The following is a 17,919-nucleotide window of genomic DNA, read 5'->3' on the forward strand; positions in this document are numbered from 1 at the left end:
TTCGCGGGCGCGCGGCGCCGTTACGCGCTTTCTTCTTCGTGCCGGTCCGGACCGATGCCACGCGTTTCCGGCAGGCGCGGCAGGATCTCCGCCTTCATGCCGATCAGGTTCAGCGGATGCTTGAGCTCGTGCGACAGCATCGCGATGAAATCGTCCTTGAGCTGGTTCGACAGCGTTTCCTTCTCGCGCTCGGCGTGCTCGTGCGCGAGCGCCTCGCGGTTCGCATCCTCGCGCAGCTTGCGTTCGGTCAGATCGCGCGCGATCTTCGCGAAGCCCGTAAACGACGGGTCCGAGATCGGCGTGACCACGCCGCTGCAATACACGCGGCGCTCGTCGCGCGTGACGTGCCAGCGTTCGTCGTCGGCGCGTCCTCGCGCGCGGCGATCTCGCGCTCCAGCGCGGGCACCTTCGCAGCGCGGTCTTCCGGCGGATAAATCAGCGCGATGTTCTTGCCGACCACTTCCTTCTCGGAGAAACCGAAGATGCGCTCCGCGCCCGCGTTCCATGTGACGATCACGCCGGCCGGGTCCTGCACGATGATCGCGTAGTCGTTGGTCGATTGCGCGACGAGCCGCAGACGCTGCTCGCCGATGCGCGCCGATTCCTCGGCCTTGTGCCGCGCCGTGATGTCGATGAGCGTGAGCACCGCGCCGTCGATGCGGTCGTCCGCCGTGCGGTACGGCAGGAGGCGCATGAGATACCACCGGCCGTCCGAGCTTTCGACTTCGCGGTCGATCAGCTTGAGCGTCTCGAACGCCTGCTTCACGTCGTCCGCGAGCGAGGAATACAGCAGCGAATGCGTGATGTCGAACAGCGAGCGGCCGATATCGACATCGATCAGCTTGAACACGCGCGTCGCGCTCGTGGTGAAGCGCTTGACGCGAATCTGCTTGTCGACGAACACGGTGGCGATTTCCGTCGATGCGATGATGTTCTGCAGGTCGTCGTTCGCCTTGGCGGTATCTTCGACGCGCGCCTGCAGTTCGGCGTTGACCGTGGTCAGCTCCTCGTTGACCGATTGCAGTTCTTCCTTGCTGCTTTCGAGCTCTTCGGTGGCGGAGCGCAGTTCTTCGTTGATCGCCTGCAATTCTTCGTTGGACGCCTTCAGCTCCTCGACCGTCGTCTCGTGCTGCTCGATGGTCGTCGCGAGTTGCTCGCGGGTATGCTGCAATTCGCGTTCGAGTTGCACCAGAAGGGGGTCCTGCCCCTTGCCTTCGGGCAGTCCTTCATCGGCCATATGCTCTTGCACTTCGTCGAACAGAACCAGGAAAAAATCCGCGCTCACGCCCGCGTCGTGGAAGGGGCGCACCGTCATGTTGACCCACACGGCGCGGCCGTCCTGATTGAGCTTGACGCGCCGCGCCTCGACGCTGCCGCCCGTCTGATGCGCGCGAAAGAGCGTCGTGCGCAGATCGAGCCTGAGCTCGGGCAGCACGAGCGCCATGATGTTCGAGGACGGTTCGCCGCCACCGTGGCGCAGGAAACGGCCCGCCGTCGAGGAAAGATGAACGATCTCCGAATCGCGGTTCACGACCACGCTCGGCGGCGCATATTCCTCGAGCACGCGCTGATGCAGCGCCGCGAACGAGAAATTGCGCCGCTCCGGTGTCTCCGGCCCGCTCGCGATACTCGCCTGCACCGCCGCCGAAACAACATCCTCGCGCTGCGCCAGGGTCGCGGGCCCGAGCGACGGAAACGCGACCGGCGGCTTCACGCGGTTCAGCACCGTGCGCGCGCGGTAGAGGCGGCTTTTCTTATCGACGATGGTGAAGAGGTCGTCGGCCGTATCGGCGGATTCAGCCGTGCCGAGAAAGAGATAGCCGCCCGCGCGCAATGCGAAATGGAAGAGTTCGAGCACTTGCCGCTGCACGGCGCGATCGAGATAGATCAGCACGTTGCGGCACGAGATCAGGTCGAGATGCGAGAACGGCGGATCGCGCAGCAGGCTGTGCGCGGCAAACAGAATACGCTCGCGCACCGATTTGACGATCTGGTAGCGGCCGCCTTCCTGCTTGAAATAGCGGCGCAGGAGATCGCCGGGCACGTCGGCCGAGATCGAACCGAGGTAGGAACCGGCGCGCGCCTGCGCAATGGCCGGCTCGTCGATATCGGTCGCGAAAATCTGATAGGTCGTCTCGAATCCCGCGGCTTCGCGCGCCTGCGCGAGCAGGATCGCAAGCGAATAGGCTTCCTCGCCGGTGGAGCAGCCGGGCACCCAGACGCGCAGTTGCGCTTCGCCTTTCGTTGCATCGAGCAAGGTGGGCACGACATCGCGCCGCAGCGCGTCGAACGCCTCGCGATCGCGGAAAAACTGCGTCACGCCGATCAGCATGTCGGCGAGCAGCGAGGTGGTTTCGTCGGGATTGGCGCGCAGATAGTCGCGGTATGCGCCGATGTCGCGCAGCCCGTTCACCTGCATGCGCCGCTCGATGCGCCGCAGCACGGTTGCGCGCTTGTAATGGCGGAAGTCGTGGCCGGTACGCACGCGCAATTGCATGAGCACGTCGGAGAGCGCGCGCTCGGCGCCGCCCGCCGCGGGCGCGAGATCTTTCTCGGCGGCCTCGTTGCCTTCGGAAATCGGCAGATGGATGTTCTTCGCGTTGTTCCAGAGGTCGAGCAGCTTCTCCGGCATTTCCGCCGCGGGCAGAATGAAATCGACCTGGCGCGTGGTGATCGCGTGTTGCGGCATTTCGGCGAAATGCGCGTCTTCGGGCTTCTGCGCGACCGTGATGCCGCCCATCTCCTTGATGCGCAGGAGGCCCGCCGCGCCGTCCGACCCCGAACCCGACATCACGATGCCGATCGAGCGCGGGCCGTGCGCGGTCGCGAGCGTCGCGAAGAAGTGATCGATCGTCGTGGTCGAGCCGGTCGCGCCCGCACGGTCCAGCGCTTCCAGTTGCCCCTGCGACATCTCCAGATGCTTGCCCGGCGCATTGATATAGATGTGGTTCTTCTCGATCGCGGACGTGCTGGAAACTTGCTTGACGGGCATGTCCGTTACGCGCTGCAGCACTTCGTCCGCGCGGCTCATGTGATCCGCCGGCAAATGGACGATCACGACGAACGCCATGTCCATGTCGGACGGCGCGTTCTCGAAGAAATTGAGCAAGGCTTCGATGCCGCCCGCCGACGCGCCCATGCCGACCACGGCAAAGGCCAGAGGCTCAAAGTCTTTGGACGGCGCCGCCTTCGAACGACCATTGGCCATGTTTGAAGTTCCTTCGGGTTTTACCCACCACGATTCGCTTGTATTTTCTGAACCGGCTGGCGAGGAGCGCGCCGACCACGTCCATGCGCATTCGCTGCCGAGGGTTTCAACGGACCACGTTGTATTGTATGTAATGCGGCGACTTACGGTCTAATGTGGGCTGGACTTACATTCCCGACCGGTCAATTCGACCCCTTCGGCGACGAGCGGCTTGATCCGTTTGTCGGAGGGCGGCGTCCTTACGTAGAGGCATTGCAGCGATAAGCCCGCACCAATGCGCGAAACTCCATGATTTCCGGACGAATGGCGATGCGGTCCGAGCGGAAAAGTTTCACGCAGCGGCCGGCGAAGCCAGCAACGGAGATTGACTTCGTGATTGCCGGCCGTCAGCGCGCAGGCGCAAGCGTCATCGGCGAAGGAAAATGGCCAGCACGTCGCTTACGCGCCGAAGGCCGATGCTGGCGCAAATGATGGTCACAATCGCTGCGTACGGGCGCAGTCGAACATTGCCCCGGGCACAATGACGCAGCCTAGGTAGTTGACCGCGATCATGCTGCCATCCCTCTCGGCTGTCTCCACAACGAAGAACGATTACCGAAGCCTTGCTTTGACCGAACGTCGGATGCAATGGGCCGGTACCGGTGTTCTGAGTCTCACGGCAACTGGAACCTGTTCGTCGTAAGCGGCAAAGTTCGGGCGACTGCATCGAAGGCTGCAGGTCGTGCTGGAGAATCTCGTTTTCCGTTGGATTTGATGACGGCTGACTTGGACCCGTTCTCGTGCCGCGCATGTTAATACGCGATCCTAATAGGCAGCTTGACAGATCGCGTCTACGTCAGCGAAGTCAGTCTTATTGCCCTTAGCGCAGAGTCCGACGAAGCGGGTCATATCGATTAACTCATCTTGAGGCGGGCGCCGTGGCAGGGGCTGTGATAGAACGCATCAGCTTCGCTGCTTGGACATGCATCGCACCATTGATCTCCGACGGCTGCGGCTCGATCCTCGGCGCGCTTTTCATCACAACGACGTTGACGCGGGTCTCCATCGTGCTTGCAAAGCGTATGGGCCAACCAAGCGGGAAAACGCCGCGTCGAGATTTACTCGCTGGTACGTGATGCCCTTGCCGGCCACCGCTGGTCACAGCCTCTCAAAGGAGAGGAGTGTCCAGCCGGCTGCTTGAGATCAATATGTCGGGCGTTTGGGTGCTCATGGCTTTATGTGGCTCTTTGTGGCTGAGCATTCGATGCAGTGGACGATGGGCAAGCAGGGCGACGAAGTGAGACTCGTCTCTACTCCCAAAACGACGTCCAAGACAGCCGAGCCTTGTGCCGCACATTTCCGGGTCAGCCCGCATCCCGTTTGCAGTCGAAGGAGGGGCGAAGCGGCGCCGAGAATCAACAACTCTAGTACTTACTCGAGGCATAGGGCTCTGGCTCCATCGTGAATGACCTCGCTGTCGCGTTCCCACCCGCTAAAACCCTCACTAGTTCGCTATCGCTCGAATCGCTTCAACGTGACAGGCTCAACGCAGTTGAAGACGTCCATGACAGACGTTGCGCCATACACGATGACAGCGAAGCGGCGATTCCGACCATCATCAACGTGACGTCGCGCGGACATAGGGTCCTGCGACCGCAGCGGGCCGTGGTCGCCGCTGGTAGCCGGTAAAACCCCTATAAATCCAGGGTTAGCACTCGCCTAAAAATATGTAGACTCAATGCTTGTTTATGGACCTATTGAGAGGCGAATGGGTTAGCCTGTTGTCGGCAGACCGAGGGAGCAAATGAGAAGAACGTCGACCCAAATCCGAGGCATATGGGGCTGTCATACCCTCACCCTCGATGGAGAGATTGAACACCTGGAGCGGATTCTGGCGGGTGAAGGCGCGCATTCCACGTTTGCACGAACTTATTGGCGGGAGCGTGTGCTGCAAGCACTAGAGACTCCGGGCTTGATACCAGCACAACGAGACCGGCTTCGACGATTGCTTCGGCATATCGACAATCGGTCGTCATCCCCTTGACTATCCGCTGCAAGATGCCACCCGGCGACTCGACACGACCGTGGGCATACGAGCATGACGGAGGCGGCGCAGTCGCATTGGTTCTCTTCGCTGGTGCTGCGGGAGGTGGCCGGCCGTTTTCAGTTTCAGGGCAAATTGCGGGGATGACATTCGTTTCTTCAAAGCAACGACGAATGGCTTGATCCGTCGCGCCCCGTTCCATCACTATCGAACCCTCTTCCGCCACTCGGTACTCGTCTGGCTCTAGGTAGCATCGTGACGTAGAGCGGTTGCTGAACGGGGCCATGCTGTGGACCTGCCGAAAGCCGTCCCCTGCATGCCGCAAAGCGTTTCTCAATGCACCGTCAGTTGCCAACGCACCACAGGATAGGTCGCGCCCGTCGATGCGCCCGAGCACCGCGTCGTAAGGCCGTCAATGCGCGCCACAGGAACGACGGCACGGTCAGCGCGAGCGCCAGCGCGATGCCACGCCGCGCGCCACCACGCCCACGAAACACACGAGCGCCTGAACGAATTCGCTCTTGCGCAGCCGGTCGAGCCGCACGACGCCGTGAATCTCGCGCAGGTCCATGAACCTAACGAGCGCCGTCGCCGCGCCCGCCGCGATCAGCACGCCGGGAACTCGGCCAGACGAGTTTGAACAGCAGGATCAGCGCGAATGCGCCCATGGCGATGCCGAACGACGTCAGGTTCACTTTCGACGCCGCGATGCCGCCGATCAGATCGCGCAGCTGCTCGAAGAACGACTCGCCCTTGCCCTTGTAGCCGAGCAGCTTCGGCAGCTGTCCGAAGATGATCGACACAATGACGCCGTTGAGAAAGCCATGCCGGATCGGCAGCGACAGAAGCTCGGTGACGAAGCCTAGCTTGCATCGCCCAATCACGATGTTAGATCACGTCCGCCATCACCGCGAGCTTGCCGTCCGCGAGCAGCGCGCGATGCGCGTCGCCATGACTCAGCGGCACGATGCTCGCCGCGATGAGCGCGACGAGCGCCGAGTCCGACCGATTACGAGAAAGCGGCTCGGACCGAAGAGCGCGTACACGAGCATCGCGGCGGCGGACGCGTACAGGCCGTTCACCGCCGGCAGCCCCGCGGCTTCCGCGTACGCCATGCCGGCGGGCACGAGCACCGCGCTCAGCGAGAGCCCGCCGATGAAGTCGTGCACGAGCCAGCGCGGCTCGTACGCGCGCACCACGGCCAGCCCATCGATCCAGCGTAGCGGGTTCGTCATCGCGTGCCTGGGCATCGGCGTGGGCGTCGGCTCGTGATTGGTATGACCTCGGTGACCGGCTTCGGTATTCATTTTTCGATCCTGCAATGCGCAGGTAGCAAGCGCGATTTCACACCGGGAACGCGGCTTGCCTGACGCAGGCAAGCCTAGTCTTTCTTCAAAGGGGAACGGGTCATGAACACGCTCGAAATCGATCGTCTGCGCCCGACCCAGATGACGCACGGTGAGCGCCAGATCAGGCGGAAGACCGCCGAATACAAGGCGATGAGCGGCCACGACCTCCAGATGGCCATCGCGGAGAAGCCGATTGCGGTGGTGCTTGGGCCGGGCAGCGAGCCGTTCGTGATCGACCATCATCATGCCGCGTGCGCGCTGTCGCGGATCGGCGTGACGCGCGTGCCGTTTGTCCTGGTCAGGGATCTGTCCGCGTTGTCGGTCGCGGACTTCTGGGTGACGCTCGAGAACCGTTCATGGGTCTATCCGTACGACGCCGCGCGCCGCCGCGTGCCGTTCAGGGACATGCCGCGCCACATGGGGGATGCCGTGAACGACGAGTTCCGCAGCCTCGCGGCCTTCGTGCGCGATGCCGGAGGCTACGCAAAAACCGACGTGCCGCTCGCGGATTTTCGTTGGGCCGATTTCCTTCATGCGCACTTCGCACCGCCGCAAAGCGACGCGGAATTCGACGCCCTGATCGCGCCCGCGCTCGGCCTCGCGCGCAGCAAGGCGGCGGCGGGCCTGCCGGGCTTCACGGGCTGAAGCTCGGCTCGCCGGATCTATTTCGATTTCGCGGCGATGAAGTTCTTGACCGCGGCTTAGTCGGGCCTGAAGGTCACGCCATCGTTCAGAATGATGCCGTACGCACCCTGCCCGGTCGGAGGATCGTCGTAGAGCTCGAAGACCTGCAGCGATTCGATGTCGTACTTCGGTGCGATCGAGAGCAGCGCCTCTAGCAAGTTGTTATAGAGGAAGGTCACGGCCCGATCCGGCGTTCCGGGGAAGTCTGGACGGATGCCTATCTCATTGATCCAGATCGGCTTGCCGGATGCCTGCAGCGCGTCGATCACGTATTCGCGCCACCTGCTCAGCGAGCCACGACAGCCGAGCCCTTTCGAGCCAATCGCACGTCTGTCGAGCGTGCCTTGGTCGGACGGCGGCGTGAACGGCCCTTCCTATTTCAGCCGATGAAAGATCACGCGGCCCATGAGCTGGCCGTACATCGTCGCGCCCCACGTGCCCGTGCGCAGCACGAATGGCAGCACCATTTATATGCCGACAATGACGAGCAGATCGAGATGCGGCCCGAGCGCCCAGAAGTCGAAGCCCGGACGGCTTTACGTGTCGTCGGTCGAGCATCACGCGATCCGCGTGCGCGACGGCGATCGCTTAACCACGCTGCTGCGCGACAAGCATGTAGTCTGGCCCGACACGTTCTCGGAAGGCGCCGACGGCACAATCTACGTCACCGATTCGCGCATTCCCGACATGAGCTGGTTCGACCCGCAAAGCCCCGTCGCGTTACCGACGCGGCTCTATGCAATCAGGGAACCTAACGATTGTCTGCATCCACTAGCTGACGAAGACGATCTCCTGGACGTATGAGCCGCTGCAAGTGAAATGAGCGATCCGTCCGATCCGCACGTGAAGAAGCACTTGCTCGAGTCCGTGGACTTCCCCGCCGTCCTTCTGCTGGCCGACGACAGTCGCGCGGCTCGCCTCGGGCACGTTGCGCTTCAGGTCGATGATGCGGCGGATGGCGCCCTGCTTGTTGGTGAAGTATCGGTTCATGAAGGCAGCACGTGCGTTGTCGTGCTGCGATCGTAGCGTGGCTTACCTTAAGCGAATGTTATGCAGGATACGTTGCCGCGCGATCCGCGCAAAGTTGCACGAAGGGCGCCTCAGCAGCTTCGGATGACTTCCGTGAGTTCCGATGCGGTAACGGGCTTGCGCAGATAGCCGTCGAATTGACGCGATGAATCCATGTCGAATCCACGCGTGCCTGTCACCGCGACGATGCACGCCGCCGTAGATGCACCCGCGCAGCGCACGAATTCGCAAAGCTTGCGTCCGTCGATATCCGGCAAGCCGATATCCATGAACACGGAGTCGTAGCGAGTCTGGGCTGTCATGCGCAGCGCCTCGCCGCCGGTACGCGCGACGTGCGCATGATGGCCGAGCGAGGCGGCCAGTTCGGCGAACGCCGCTGCGACGTTTGCATCATCTTCGACGAACAGAAACAGCACTGTCGATTCCGGCCAACTGCGGCCAGCCCCCGGTGTTTGACAAGGCGCGCATCCTGCAGCAACATGAGCAAGTCCCGTACCTCTCGGACGGACTTCGCAACGGCGCTATCTCGGTTCGCGGCTCGGCACGGACGGCGTCGATATCGCGCCGAGCGTCGACGCAGCTTCGCCGTCCGACCAAGTCGCGATGTCCCCCAGTGCAAGCATCCCGACCAGTTGCTTTTCGCCGTTCACGACGGGCATGCGCCGTATCTGCAACGGTTCCATCTGGCGCATGGCGTCTTCAATGTCGTCGCTCTCAAAGCACCATTCCACCGGCTCGCTCGCCACTTCCTGCACGGCGCACGAAGCTACCTTGCCCGCCGATACCGCGCGAACCACGATATCGCGATCCGTCACGACGCCGTTGAGCCGCGATTTCGGATGTGTGCCGACGGTCTTTCAATCAATCGGCTCCGGCTGGAAATGTAGTTCTGCGCCTAGTCGTTGACGACTACGCCCTCGGAGCCGAGGCGATCGCTCTCGCGCTGTCGCAAGCAGGTCACGAAGCGCGTTTCGCTTTCAGCGCTGACATGGCGTTCGAGCGCATCCAGTCGTGGACGCCCGACGTCGCTGTGCTCGATATCAATATGCCGTGGCCAGACGGCTTTGAACTCGCGGCGCGTCTTCACGCTACCAGCCACGCCGGCGATGCGGTTTTGATAGCGTACATTAACGAAGGCGTTGTAAAGCCGATGGGAATAAAAGTCGGTTTTGACGGGTTTTACCGAAAAGGCAAAGGGGTCGCACCGTTACTCGCTATGATGCGCTTGTTGCACCGCTGTAGTTGGGGCAAAAAACAAGACCTTCCTGCAAGGGGCCGGGTTATCTGTGGTTGAACGCGGGACGGTCGTCCGGGCATCGGGCGCTTCGCTTGTTGGGCAAGGAACCATGCGGCATGACAAATAAGGGACATAGCAAGCGGGTCGGGCCGGATTTCGCCGTCGTCGGGATCGGCGCCTCCGCAGGCGGTGTACAAGCTCTTTTACGACTCTTCGAAACCGCGCCCTCGTCTGCGGGCGTAGCGTTCGTCGTGGTGTTACATCTATCACCAGATCATACAAGCCATGCTCACGATGTCATTCAGAGCGTGACTGGCCTGCGCGTCCAGCAAGTAAGTGGTCCAGTGCCGCTTGAGAAGAACAACGTCTATGTGATTCCGCCCGGCAAGCTGCTGTCGATGGTCGACGGATACCTTCGCCTAAGCGACGCCGAACCGCCGCGCTCGCCGCCTACCAGCATCGATGTGTTTTTTCGTAGCCTGGCCGATGCCCACGGAGCACGCGCTGTCGCCGTCGTACTTTCCGGTGCCGGAACAGACGGCTCGGTTGGCATTGCCCGCGTTCGCGAACAGGGTGGCATCACGATCGCGCAGCGACCGGAAGAAGCCGAGTATGGCGAAATGCCCCGCAGCGCCATTGCAACCGGGGACGTCGATCTCGTGCTTCCGGTGGCCGAAATCGTTCCGCGACTCCTTGGCTTAGTGAGAAACGCCGCGCAGATCGAACTGCCGGCCCCGTCGGACCCCGACGAAGCGTCCGGTGGCACGGATTCGCTCATTCCAGATGCCAACGCCATCGACGAAGTGCTGGAAATGTTGCGAGCACGAACCCAGCATGACTTTTCGAATTACAAGCGCGGGACGATCGTGCGTCGCATCGAGTGCCGCATGCAAGTCAACGGGCTCAAGACTTTGGCCGACTACAAAGCCTTTCTGACCGGGAGCGTTGATGAGACACCCAGACTGTTAGCGGACATGCTGATCGGCGTAACGAATTTCTTTCGCGACCCGACGGCCTTCGAGGCGCTTGAAGAGGCGTTGCGTAATCAGCTCATCAACGGCAAATACGGGCTCGAGGATCTGCGTGCGTGGGTACCGGCGTGCGCGACCGGGGAAGAGGCTTTCTCTGTTGCGATCGTGCTCGATGAAGTGGCCCGTCGACTGCCTAACCGGCCTCGTGTCTCGGTCTTCGCGAGCGACATCGACGAACGTGCGATCGCGATCGCAAGAGCCGCGAGCTATCCGGCGGCGATCGCGAACGACGTCTCCCCGGTTCGGCTGGCCAACTATTTCCACAAGGACGGGAACCGCTATCGGCTGGCCAAATCCTTGCGCGATACAGTCATTTTCGCCGCCCATAATCTCCTGCGCGATCCACCGTTTTCTCGGATAAACCTAATATCTTGCCGGAATCTGCTCATCTATCTCGACCGTCCGGCTCAAGCGCGGGTTGTCGAAGCCTTTCATTTCGCGCTGCACCCAGGGGGGCCGCTCTTCCTCGGCACAGCAGAATCGGCCGACTTCGCCCAAGAATTCTTCACGCCGCTGAACAAGCAGAAGAAGATCTATCGGGCAATACCGAGAGCGGCATCCAACGGTGTGGCCACCTATCCGAACTTTCAGGTTCAACCATTTATCGGTTTGGGTCAGACGTTTTTCCACTTGCCGCCCGACAAGCCGAATCCTTCGACCGCTCCGACGCAGGCGCAATCGCTTGACTTGTTTGGACCGCCGGTGATTGTTGTACGCACTGACGGGGCCATTGTCTATCGTTCTGCGAATGCAAACAGGCTGACGGAAGATTTGAGGCGCACGCGTGCATCGAATCTTGTCGATGTCGCTCGTAACGACGCCCACGCTCGAGTGCGCCAGGCGATTCAGCGCTGCATCGATTCCGGACATCGCGTCGAAGAGGAAGCTGTTCCATTTGCGACGGCGTCGGGCGAGATCGCGGTGAACCTTTCGTTCCGGCCATATCGCGACCTCGCACGGGACGAAGATCTTGTTTCGCTTACATGCGATCTACCCACGCCCCTTCCCACGGTCGACGTCACCGTGAGCCGCGAGCCTGGTGAGGATACGCTCGATTCTCTGAGGCAAGCGCTTGCTGGAAGCGAAGATCGCCTGCGCAGTTCACTGGAAGACGCACGAAGTTCGACCGAAGAACTTCGCGCATCCAACGAAGAACTGCAGGCCATGAACGAAGAGTTGCGTTCCGCCTCCGAAGAGTTGGAAGCGAGTCGCGAAGAGTTGCAGTCCCTCAATGAGGAACTGGTCACGGTCAACTCCGAACTTCTCGCGAAGGTTCAGGAGGCGGCAAGGGCCGGCGACGATCTGCGGAACCTGATCGCTCTGGTGGGCGTGGCTACAGTATTTGTCGACCGCAACCTCAGCATCAAGCGACATACTTCGCCTGCGGAAACCCTATTCAACATCTTGCCAAGCGACACCGGCCGACTGTTGGAGCATCTGACGCACAGACTCGAATATCCGGAGATGATCGACGATCTGCGCGCCGCGTTCCTGTCCCTCAAGACAGTCGAGAAAGAAGTGCGGAGCAACGATGGCAGAACCTTCCTTGCACGCGTCATCCCCTATCGCACCGACGACGACAGGATTGACGGGGCCGTGCTCGCACTCATCGATATTTCTGAACAGAAAGCCGCACAGAGCGAGGCACGGGCGAGCGAGGAAAAGCTAAAGCTCGCCGCGCAGGAAACCCAAGACTTTGCGATCATTGTGCTGAGTGATGACGGCGTGGTCGTAAGTTGGAACGTCGGCGCGAGCCGAATCTTCGAGTACCAGACCGAAGAGATGCAGGGTCGTCCGCTCGATGCGATCTTTACTAGTGAAGACGTTGCGGCCGGCATGCCTGCCCAAGAATGCAGCAAGGCGCGGAGCACGGGGCGCGCGGAGGACGAGCGCTGGCACGTCACAAAAAGCGGCGAGCGCGTCTTCTGCAGTGGCTTCCTAAGCCGCATCGACGTGCCGGGGTTTCCAGGCTTCGCCAAGATCGTGCACGACGCCACCAACCGAAAGCTCATCGAAGGTCGCAAAGACATGGCCCTCGCTCGGGAGCGCGCAGACCACACCGAGATTCGGAAATTAAGCCGCCTGAAAGACGAATTCATTGCGGTGCTGTCTCACTAACTCAAGAATCCTCTCAACCTGATTCACGTGAAAGCAGAGATTCTCGCTCGAATGCCCGAAGCGCAGCACGTCAGCCGCATTCAGGAGATCGCCGACGCGATTCAAAAGTCGGTCCTGAGCCAGGCACAAATCATCGACGACTTGCTGGACTTCTCACGGATTCAAACCGGCAAGCTCTCGCTGCGCTTTGCACCGACTGACGTCGCGAAGATTGCACGGTCGATAGCTGAAGCAATGCGCCATGATTTTGCCGCGAGCGAAATCCGGCTCGAGATGGACGTGCCTCCTGAGCCCCGCGTAATTCGTGCCGACGCCGTTCGGATTGAACAGATCATCTGGAATCTCGTGAGCAACGCCTTGAAATTCACGCCTGCCGGCGGAACGGTCACTGTCAAGCTTCGCCCGGAGCAAAACAAGCTGCGCCTGGAAGTGTCCGATACCGGGGTCGGCATCGGACCTGATTTGCTTGACTCGATCTTCGATATCTTCCAGCAGGCGCCCAATGTTCCGTCTCGTGTTCGATCCGCCGGGCTGGGAATCGGCTGTCCCTTGTACGCCAACTGGCCAAGCTTCATGGTGGCGCGGTAGAAGCATCGTCCGAAGGCGAGGGCCGAGGATCGCGTTTCGTGGTTTGGCTGCCAACTGATGCCTCGCTCGCACATCGACAAGCCAGCGGCTCGCACGCAGACCCGTCGATCTTCAGAGGCGTCCGTGTACTCGTCGTCGAAGATTCTGAAGATTCGTTGCAGGCAATGGCGGAGCTCTTTGCTCTTTATGAAGCAGAGGTCAGTACGTCACCAAATGCGCAACAAGCCCTGGAGTCGGCACAGCAGTCGCAGTTTGACCTCGTTATTACCGACGTTCATTTGGCGGATTCAACCGGTCGTCGCAACACTCGATTATTGAGCAGAACTCAGGTATTCGTCCAGGGCTTCGGCCGGTGTCTTCCAACCAAGCGTTTTCCGGGGTCTGGAATTCAGTGCATTGGCGACGGCCTGGATCTCTCGAGCGCTCCACCGGGACAGGTCTGTGCCCTTTGGAAAGTATTGCCGCAGAAGGCCGTTCGTGTTCTCGTTCGTGCCGCGCTGCCATGGACTGTGCGGGTCGGCGAAGAATACCTTTACCCCGGACTCAACCGTAAAGCGGGCGTGATCAGATAGTTCTTTTCCACGATCCCAAGTCAATGACCGCCACAACTGGGCAGGCATGTCAGTCACGGTCTTCTTGAGCGCATTGGCCATCGTGACAGCTCCGTAGCCAGCCAGCGCGGGACCGTTCTTCGTTCTGGGCATCAGCCCGTAGCCCTCCTCGCGAGGTAGATGGACGAGCATGGTGAACCGGCTTGTCCGCTCAACCAGCGTTCCGATTGCGGACCGGTTCAGGCCGATGATAAGGTCACCTTCCCAATGCCCTGGCACGGCACGATCCTGCACTTCTGCAGGCCGGCTGGAGATCATCACGTCCTCGCTAACGTGCGCCCAAGCCTTGGCCTGTGCCCGGGCCCTCGGCACGCGCAACGCCCGCCCAGTGCGCAGACAGCTGACCAGCTCGCGCTTGAGAGCACCTCGGCCCTGAATATAGAGAGCCTGGTAAATGGCTTCGTGAGAGATGCGCATGGCTTCATCATCCGGGAAGTCGGTCTGCAGCCGGTTGGAAATCTGTTCAGGCGACCAGCCATTGACCCATTTACGGGCACCGCGATGCGGTTTGTTTCTCCCTTTGAATGGTGCTTGCCGGGGCCCAGAAATCTCACGGCCATCAGCGTCGCGAACCTTGCCCTCCAGACGGTCCTGCACGTAGTGGCGCAGCCGTGGGTTAGTCACCAGTTTCGAAGGTTTAGGTCGTTTGGCAACCAGCTCCGCCTTCCACTGCGCAACCGAAGCCCGATACTCAAGCTGCCCGCCACGCGTTGCAGCGTTACGTGTCAATTCCCGGGAGACCGTTGATGGGCTGCGTCCGATACGACGAGCAATATCGCGCACCCCGACGCCTTGATGCGAAAGTAGTCCAATCTCTTCTCGCTCCGCGAACGACAGGTACCGCCCGGATATCGGGCTCAACATGGAAAGTGGCATGCCGCCATTATGACGGAACCAGCGAGTGCCTACTGCCTGCGACACGCCAACCGCCTCTGCAGCCTTCTCGCTCGTAATACCTGTTGCGATTTGCTCCCAGAATCGCCGCTCGATCTCACGTCGATGCGACGGCGCACCTGGCGAGCGCATCGCTCCTCGCCCTGTCAACTTACGCATCCAGCCCGCTGGTCGTCCCATAAACACCTCCTCGATCAAAGGTGTTGCGACGACCGGTTGAATCCGCCTTTGCCCGATCTTGATGGTTACGAGTTGGTGAGGCGTTTACGGCAGCTTGAATCCTGCTCGACCATATATCAAAGCACGCCCGAGGCCTTTACCGATCTGTTCCAACGCCTGAAGCGCGAGCGCATCATTCCTGCCTAGACCGTGTACTGCGCGCGGGATGCATCCGAGCGTGCGGCCGCCTTGCCAACGAGCGGATCGACTGCCGACTCATCCGGCTACCATTACGCCGGCACTGCACAGCGGCACGCTTTCCGTACAGCGACGGACGCCTCCGAACGTAGCATACTGAAGATGCGCCTTTCGACGGCGCATGTTCATCTCCAAGTGGGATTTGCCCGCCCCGCAGCATGGCGAGCATTTTTCTGCGGATGTCGCTTATTTCGCGCGTTTCGATGCAGCGTTGCAACGAGCCCGACGCCAAATCGAAGCATGGTATCGCTCTTGCTCTGGCGAAAGTTGTCCCAAGGGCTTGTACAGATGAACCCGAAAGTCGCGCAACAATTTCTGCTCTATTGCGTTCTCCCTATATGGCTTGCCGCCGGCACCGCCGACGCGCTCTGTCACGGGTGAGCCAACCTCCCTGACAACGCGAGCGTGCAGGAATCGCTGATGCATATCGCGCAGCTGACCGAAGGCGCGGGCATCGTGCTCTGCGCGCTCTTTCTTGACATCAACGCATCCGCGATCTGCGTGATCGCGGCGCTCATCGTGCTTCACGAGCTGACCGTTTCTGCCGATCTCCGTTACGCGTCCGCGGCTCGCGTCAACGTGTCCGTCGAACAAATGCTGCATAGCGTCCTGGAGATGGCGCCGGTAATGGGCTTTTGCCATCGTCTGTCTCGCGCGTCGGGATGCATTCGTGTCCCTCGTCAACGGCGGCGGCCGCTTCGTGCTCGCGCTGCGCGAACCGCCCATGTCCGCGGCGACGGTCGCCGCCGTGCTGGTCTCATGCGCCGCATTCGGCGTCGCGCCGTACGCCAGGAACTCGCGGGGCGTGCATCCGCGCGTCGCGCAGGCGCTCGACGATGCCTGCGACCGCCAACCGCTGAAAAGCGCCGGGGCATGTGATTCCCTGTAGCACATGCAATACGTACAACCTATCGATTCAACTTCACGCCGATGAGGTTGCCACGAGCTTTCGATGCTCGATATCGCGCGGCGCATCATCGAGCTGACAGGGTTGTCGTCGGAGATCGTGTTCAAATCTCCGACGATGGATGATTCGTGGCATCGACAGCCGGATATGGCGCTACTCGAGGCGCCCGGCTGGTCGCCGACGACCTCGCTCGACAACGGATTGCTACGCACGGCGCAGCGTTTACGCGGGGTGATCGAGGCCATGCAAGTGCGCAACGCTCCGTGCCGCCCGGCAATCGCGTCAACACCCGGGCACTCCATCGAAATGCGTCTTGCTCCGCGATGAAGCGTGCACCTACGGCCTGCACGCTCGGTGACCGAGGCATACCGATTGCTCGAATGGACCGCAACACCCTCAAGAGTGCTGAAGGAGCAGGCGATGCAAAACGAACCATCTGATCCCGTCGAGCGTGCGGACGAGCGCCGCAAAGCGCTTGGCGAAGGCGATGTAAGGGTAAAGGGCGACGGCACCATCGAACAGCGTGAGCACGGCAACATCGACCCGACTCTGGTGCCCAAAGGAAAGGATCATCCGGAAGAAGGTCCGTATGTCCCCGAGCACGATCATGTCGATCCCGACCTCGAGCCCTCGAGCCGCAGCGGCAGACCCGGAAAGGCCGACAGCCAGGCCTAGGTTCACGACAGCGTACCCGCCATTGCAGCGCAGTCGCCCGAGGCGTCCATGAAAGCACTCATCTGGCACGGCAAGAGGGATATCCGATACGACACGGTTCTCGACCCGCTCATTGAGCATGGCCGCGACGCGATCATCAAGGTGTCGACCTGCGCAATCTGCGGCTCGGACCTCCATCTGTTTGACGGCTTCATGCCCGGCATGAAATCCGGCGACGTGATGGGTCACGAATTCATGGGCGAAGTGGTCGAGGTCGGCCGCGACACACCTGGCGCATGGGCCAGACGCACGTGAACCGCTGGACCGATGATCTGCTACGCCGCATCCAGGAAGGACCGATCGATCCTTCGTTCGTCATCACGCACCGCATGCGGCTGGACGATGGTCCCTCGATGTACAAAACGTTCCGCGACAAGGAAGATGGTTGTATCAAGGTGGTCCTTAAGCCCTGAGGGAGCGTAGCTGACGGGACCGCAGCCTACCATGTTCAGGAAAAGCCGAGCGGTAACGCGGGAATCCGCGTCATCATCACCCTGAAACGCGACTGAGGGGTCATCGTGGACATGCCATTCTGCTCGCCTTCCATCACGACGATGATCCGCATGGATCACACGCATGTGATGGCCGCCTTTCATCGCTATCACGTGGAAACAGCGTGGTGGAGAAAGCGCGCTATCGTCGAGCTCGCCTGCACGGCGCTGGAAATACACGCGCAACTCGAAGAAGAGATCTTCTATCCGGCGCTCAGCGAAGCGATGGCCGGAGACGAGCGACTCACGAAGAGCAAGCCCGAGCACGACAAGATGCGCGAAGATATCGCGAAGCTGCGTTCGATGGGTCCGGAGGATGCCGCCTACGACTCCCGTTTCATGCAGCTCATGCGTGAAGTGATGCATCACGTCGCGGATGAGGAAACCGTGCTGCTTCCGACGGCCGAACGCGCGCTCGCCTCGCAGTTATCCGAGCTCGGCATGCGCATGACGAAGCGCCGCATGCAGCTCGTCGCGCAACACCGGCCCGGCGCGATCGCGGCGAATACCGTGGGCACGTTTCCGCTCGCATCGTTTGCGTTGATGTCGATCGGCGCGCTCGCGCTCGCGCACTGTCTGCGGCCCGCTGCCGGGCGCCGCGGATATCGCGCGTAACGG

At 61.2% G+C, this 17,919-nt stretch carries 19 protein-coding genes and 3 pseudogenes; 12 read left to right on the forward strand and 10 right to left on the reverse strand.

Annotation, left to right across the window (positions count from 1 at the left end):
- Positions 1-20: 20 nt before the first annotated feature.
- From LY284_RS39380 to LY284_RS34340, 4 genes and pseudogenes are all read right to left on the reverse strand, one after another.
- On the reverse strand, positions 21-308 hold the full coding sequence (locus LY284_RS39380; protein ID WP_233391505.1) for a hypothetical protein: 288 nt from the start codon (positions 306-308) through the stop codon (positions 21-23).
- On the reverse strand, positions 248-3,208 hold the full coding sequence (locus LY284_RS34335; protein WP_233391507.1) for a CheR family methyltransferase: 2,961 nt from the start codon (positions 3,206-3,208) through the stop codon (positions 248-250). Before LY284_RS34335 ends, LY284_RS39380 begins: the two co-directional genes overlap by 61 nt.
- 2,465 nt (positions 3,209-5,673) lie before the next feature.
- Entirely contained in the window at positions 5,674-5,802 is a 129-nt protein-coding gene (locus LY284_RS38875) for a hypothetical protein (protein WP_255727888.1), read from the reverse strand.
- 4 nt (positions 5,803-5,806) lie between these two features.
- Positions 5,807-6,538, reverse strand: a pseudogene (locus LY284_RS34340) (SulP family inorganic anion transporter).
- 102 nt (positions 6,539-6,640) lie between these two features.
- Between LY284_RS34340 and LY284_RS34345 the strand changes: the two are divergent.
- Positions 6,641-7,225: a ParB/Srx family N-terminal domain-containing protein gene (locus LY284_RS34345; RefSeq protein WP_045462697.1), complete on the forward strand. Its 585-nt coding sequence runs from the start codon at positions 6,641-6,643 to the stop codon at positions 7,223-7,225.
- A 56-nt stretch (positions 7,226-7,281) separates the two neighbouring features.
- On the opposite strand, the gene LY284_RS34350 is transcribed toward LY284_RS34345, so the two are convergent.
- Positions 7,282-7,533, reverse strand: coding sequence for a hypothetical protein (locus LY284_RS34350; protein WP_233391509.1), 252 nt, complete (start codon positions 7,531-7,533; stop codon positions 7,282-7,284).
- 271 nt (positions 7,534-7,804) lie between these two features.
- On the opposite strand from LY284_RS34350, the gene LY284_RS34355 reads away from it, so the two are divergent.
- Positions 7,805-8,068: a hypothetical protein gene (locus tag LY284_RS34355; protein WP_233391511.1), complete on the forward strand. Its 264-nt coding sequence runs from the start codon at positions 7,805-7,807 to the stop codon at positions 8,066-8,068.
- Here the strand turns inward: LY284_RS34355 and LY284_RS34360 are convergent.
- The 3 genes from LY284_RS34360 to LY284_RS34370 form a co-directional block, all read right to left on the reverse strand.
- Positions 8,036-8,254, reverse strand: coding sequence for a hypothetical protein (locus LY284_RS34360; RefSeq protein ID WP_144404163.1), 219 nt, complete (start codon positions 8,252-8,254; stop codon positions 8,036-8,038). The genes LY284_RS34355 and LY284_RS34360 overlap by 33 nt on opposite strands.
- 110 nt (positions 8,255-8,364) lie before the next feature.
- The gene (locus tag LY284_RS34365) at positions 8,365-8,709 is read right to left on the reverse strand and encodes a response regulator (protein ID WP_233391513.1); all 345 of its coding nucleotides are present in this window, start codon (positions 8,707-8,709) and stop codon (positions 8,365-8,367) included.
- A gap of 105 nt (positions 8,710-8,814) precedes the next feature.
- Positions 8,815-9,108, reverse strand: coding sequence for a CBS domain-containing protein (locus LY284_RS34370; protein ID WP_233391515.1), 294 nt, complete (start codon positions 9,106-9,108; stop codon positions 8,815-8,817).
- Positions 9,109-9,134: 26 nt separating this feature from the next.
- Here LY284_RS34370 and LY284_RS39385 point away from each other — a divergent pair, with 26 nt between their 5' ends.
- The 4 genes and pseudogenes from LY284_RS39385 to LY284_RS34390 all read left to right on the forward strand — a co-directional run.
- Complete coding sequence (locus tag LY284_RS39385) at positions 9,135-9,587, forward strand: response regulator (RefSeq protein ID WP_175585720.1); 453 nt, start codon at positions 9,135-9,137, stop codon at positions 9,585-9,587.
- 59 nt (positions 9,588-9,646) lie between these two features.
- The gene (locus LY284_RS34380; protein WP_233391518.1) at positions 9,647-12,679 is read left to right on the forward strand and encodes a chemotaxis protein CheB; all 3,033 of its coding nucleotides are present in this window, start codon (positions 9,647-9,649) and stop codon (positions 12,677-12,679) included.
- Positions 12,680-12,706: 27 nt separating this feature from the next.
- Positions 12,707-13,267 (forward strand): HAMP domain-containing sensor histidine kinase, encoded by a 561-nt coding sequence (locus tag LY284_RS38990; protein ID WP_233391520.1) that lies wholly within the window; start codon positions 12,707-12,709, stop codon positions 13,265-13,267.
- 164 nt (positions 13,268-13,431) lie between these two features.
- A pseudogene (locus LY284_RS34390) lies at positions 13,432-13,536 on the forward strand (hypothetical protein); the annotation flags it as partial.
- Positions 13,537-13,578: 42 nt separating this feature from the next.
- Here LY284_RS34390 and LY284_RS34395 read toward each other — a convergent pair.
- Both LY284_RS34395 and LY284_RS34400 read right to left on the reverse strand, forming a co-directional pair.
- The gene (locus LY284_RS34395; protein ID WP_233392076.1) at positions 13,579-14,931 is read right to left on the reverse strand and encodes an IS30 family transposase; all 1,353 of its coding nucleotides are present in this window, start codon (positions 14,929-14,931) and stop codon (positions 13,579-13,581) included.
- A 444-nt stretch (positions 14,932-15,375) separates the two neighbouring features.
- Positions 15,376-15,831, reverse strand: coding sequence for a hypothetical protein (locus LY284_RS34400; protein ID WP_233391522.1), 456 nt, complete (start codon positions 15,829-15,831; stop codon positions 15,376-15,378).
- 28 nt (positions 15,832-15,859) lie between these two features.
- Between LY284_RS34400 and LY284_RS34405 the strand changes: the two genes are divergently transcribed.
- The 6 genes and pseudogenes from LY284_RS34405 (at position 15,860) to LY284_RS34425 (ending at position 17,916) form a co-directional block, all read left to right on the forward strand.
- The gene (locus LY284_RS34405) at positions 15,860-16,078 is read left to right on the forward strand and encodes a hypothetical protein (RefSeq protein WP_233391524.1); all 219 of its coding nucleotides are present in this window, start codon (positions 15,860-15,862) and stop codon (positions 16,076-16,078) included.
- Positions 16,079-16,141: 63 nt separating this feature from the next.
- Positions 16,142-16,423, forward strand: coding sequence for a hypothetical protein (locus tag LY284_RS34410; RefSeq protein WP_233391526.1), 282 nt, complete (start codon positions 16,142-16,144; stop codon positions 16,421-16,423).
- A gap of 93 nt (positions 16,424-16,516) precedes the next feature.
- On the forward strand, positions 16,517-16,771 hold the full coding sequence (locus tag LY284_RS34415; RefSeq protein WP_233391528.1) for a hypothetical protein: 255 nt from the start codon (positions 16,517-16,519) through the stop codon (positions 16,769-16,771).
- A 48-nt stretch (positions 16,772-16,819) separates the two neighbouring features.
- Positions 16,820-17,035, forward strand: a pseudogene (locus LY284_RS39390) (alcohol dehydrogenase catalytic domain-containing protein); the annotation flags it as partial.
- Between the two features lie 26 nt (positions 17,036-17,061).
- Positions 17,062-17,223, forward strand: a complete 162-nt coding sequence (locus LY284_RS39395; RefSeq protein WP_375294325.1) for a hypothetical protein — start codon at positions 17,062-17,064, stop codon at positions 17,221-17,223.
- A 111-nt stretch (positions 17,224-17,334) separates the two neighbouring features.
- Entirely contained in the window at positions 17,335-17,916 is a 582-nt protein-coding gene (locus LY284_RS34425; RefSeq protein WP_233392079.1) for a hemerythrin domain-containing protein, read from the forward strand.
- Positions 17,917-17,919: the final 3 nt, after the last annotated feature.

Source organism: Caballeronia sp. PC1 (genome assembly GCF_021353155.1).
GTDB lineage: Bacteria > Pseudomonadota > Gammaproteobacteria > Burkholderiales > Burkholderiaceae > Caballeronia > Caballeronia cordobensis.

What these genes read in the sequence shown, in the direction of transcription:
- LY284_RS34335 (WP_233391507.1), bottom strand. Translation starts at nt 3,208, where the DNA reads ATGGCCAATGGTCGTTCGAAGGCGGCGCCGTCCAAAGACTTTGAGCCT.
- LY284_RS38875 (WP_255727888.1), bottom strand. Translation starts at nt 5,802, where the DNA reads ATGGACCTGCGCGAGATTCACGGCGTCGTGCGGCTCGACCGGCTGCGC.
- LY284_RS34345 (WP_045462697.1), top strand. Translation starts at nt 6,641, where the DNA reads ATGAACACGCTCGAAATCGATCGTCTGCGCCCGACCCAGATGACGCAC.
- LY284_RS34360 (WP_144404163.1), bottom strand. Translation starts at nt 8,254, where the DNA reads ATGAACCGATACTTCACCAACAAGCAGGGCGCCATCCGCCGCATCATC.
- LY284_RS34380 (WP_233391518.1), top strand. Translation starts at nt 9,647, where the DNA reads ATGACAAATAAGGGACATAGCAAGCGGGTCGGGCCGGATTTCGCCGTC.
- LY284_RS34395 (WP_233392076.1), bottom strand. Translation starts at nt 14,931, where the DNA reads ATGCGTAAGTTGACAGGGCGAGGAGCGATGCGCTCGCCAGGTGCGCCG.
- LY284_RS34400 (WP_233391522.1), bottom strand. Translation starts at nt 15,831, where the DNA reads ATGGCAAAAGCCCATTACCGGCGCCATCTCCAGGACGCTATGCAGCAT.
- LY284_RS34410 (WP_233391526.1), top strand. Translation starts at nt 16,142, where the DNA reads ATGCTCGATATCGCGCGGCGCATCATCGAGCTGACAGGGTTGTCGTCG.
- LY284_RS34415 (WP_233391528.1), top strand. Translation starts at nt 16,517, where the DNA reads ATGCAAAACGAACCATCTGATCCCGTCGAGCGTGCGGACGAGCGCCGC.
- LY284_RS34425 (WP_233392079.1), top strand. Translation starts at nt 17,335, where the DNA reads ATGCCATTCTGCTCGCCTTCCATCACGACGATGATCCGCATGGATCAC.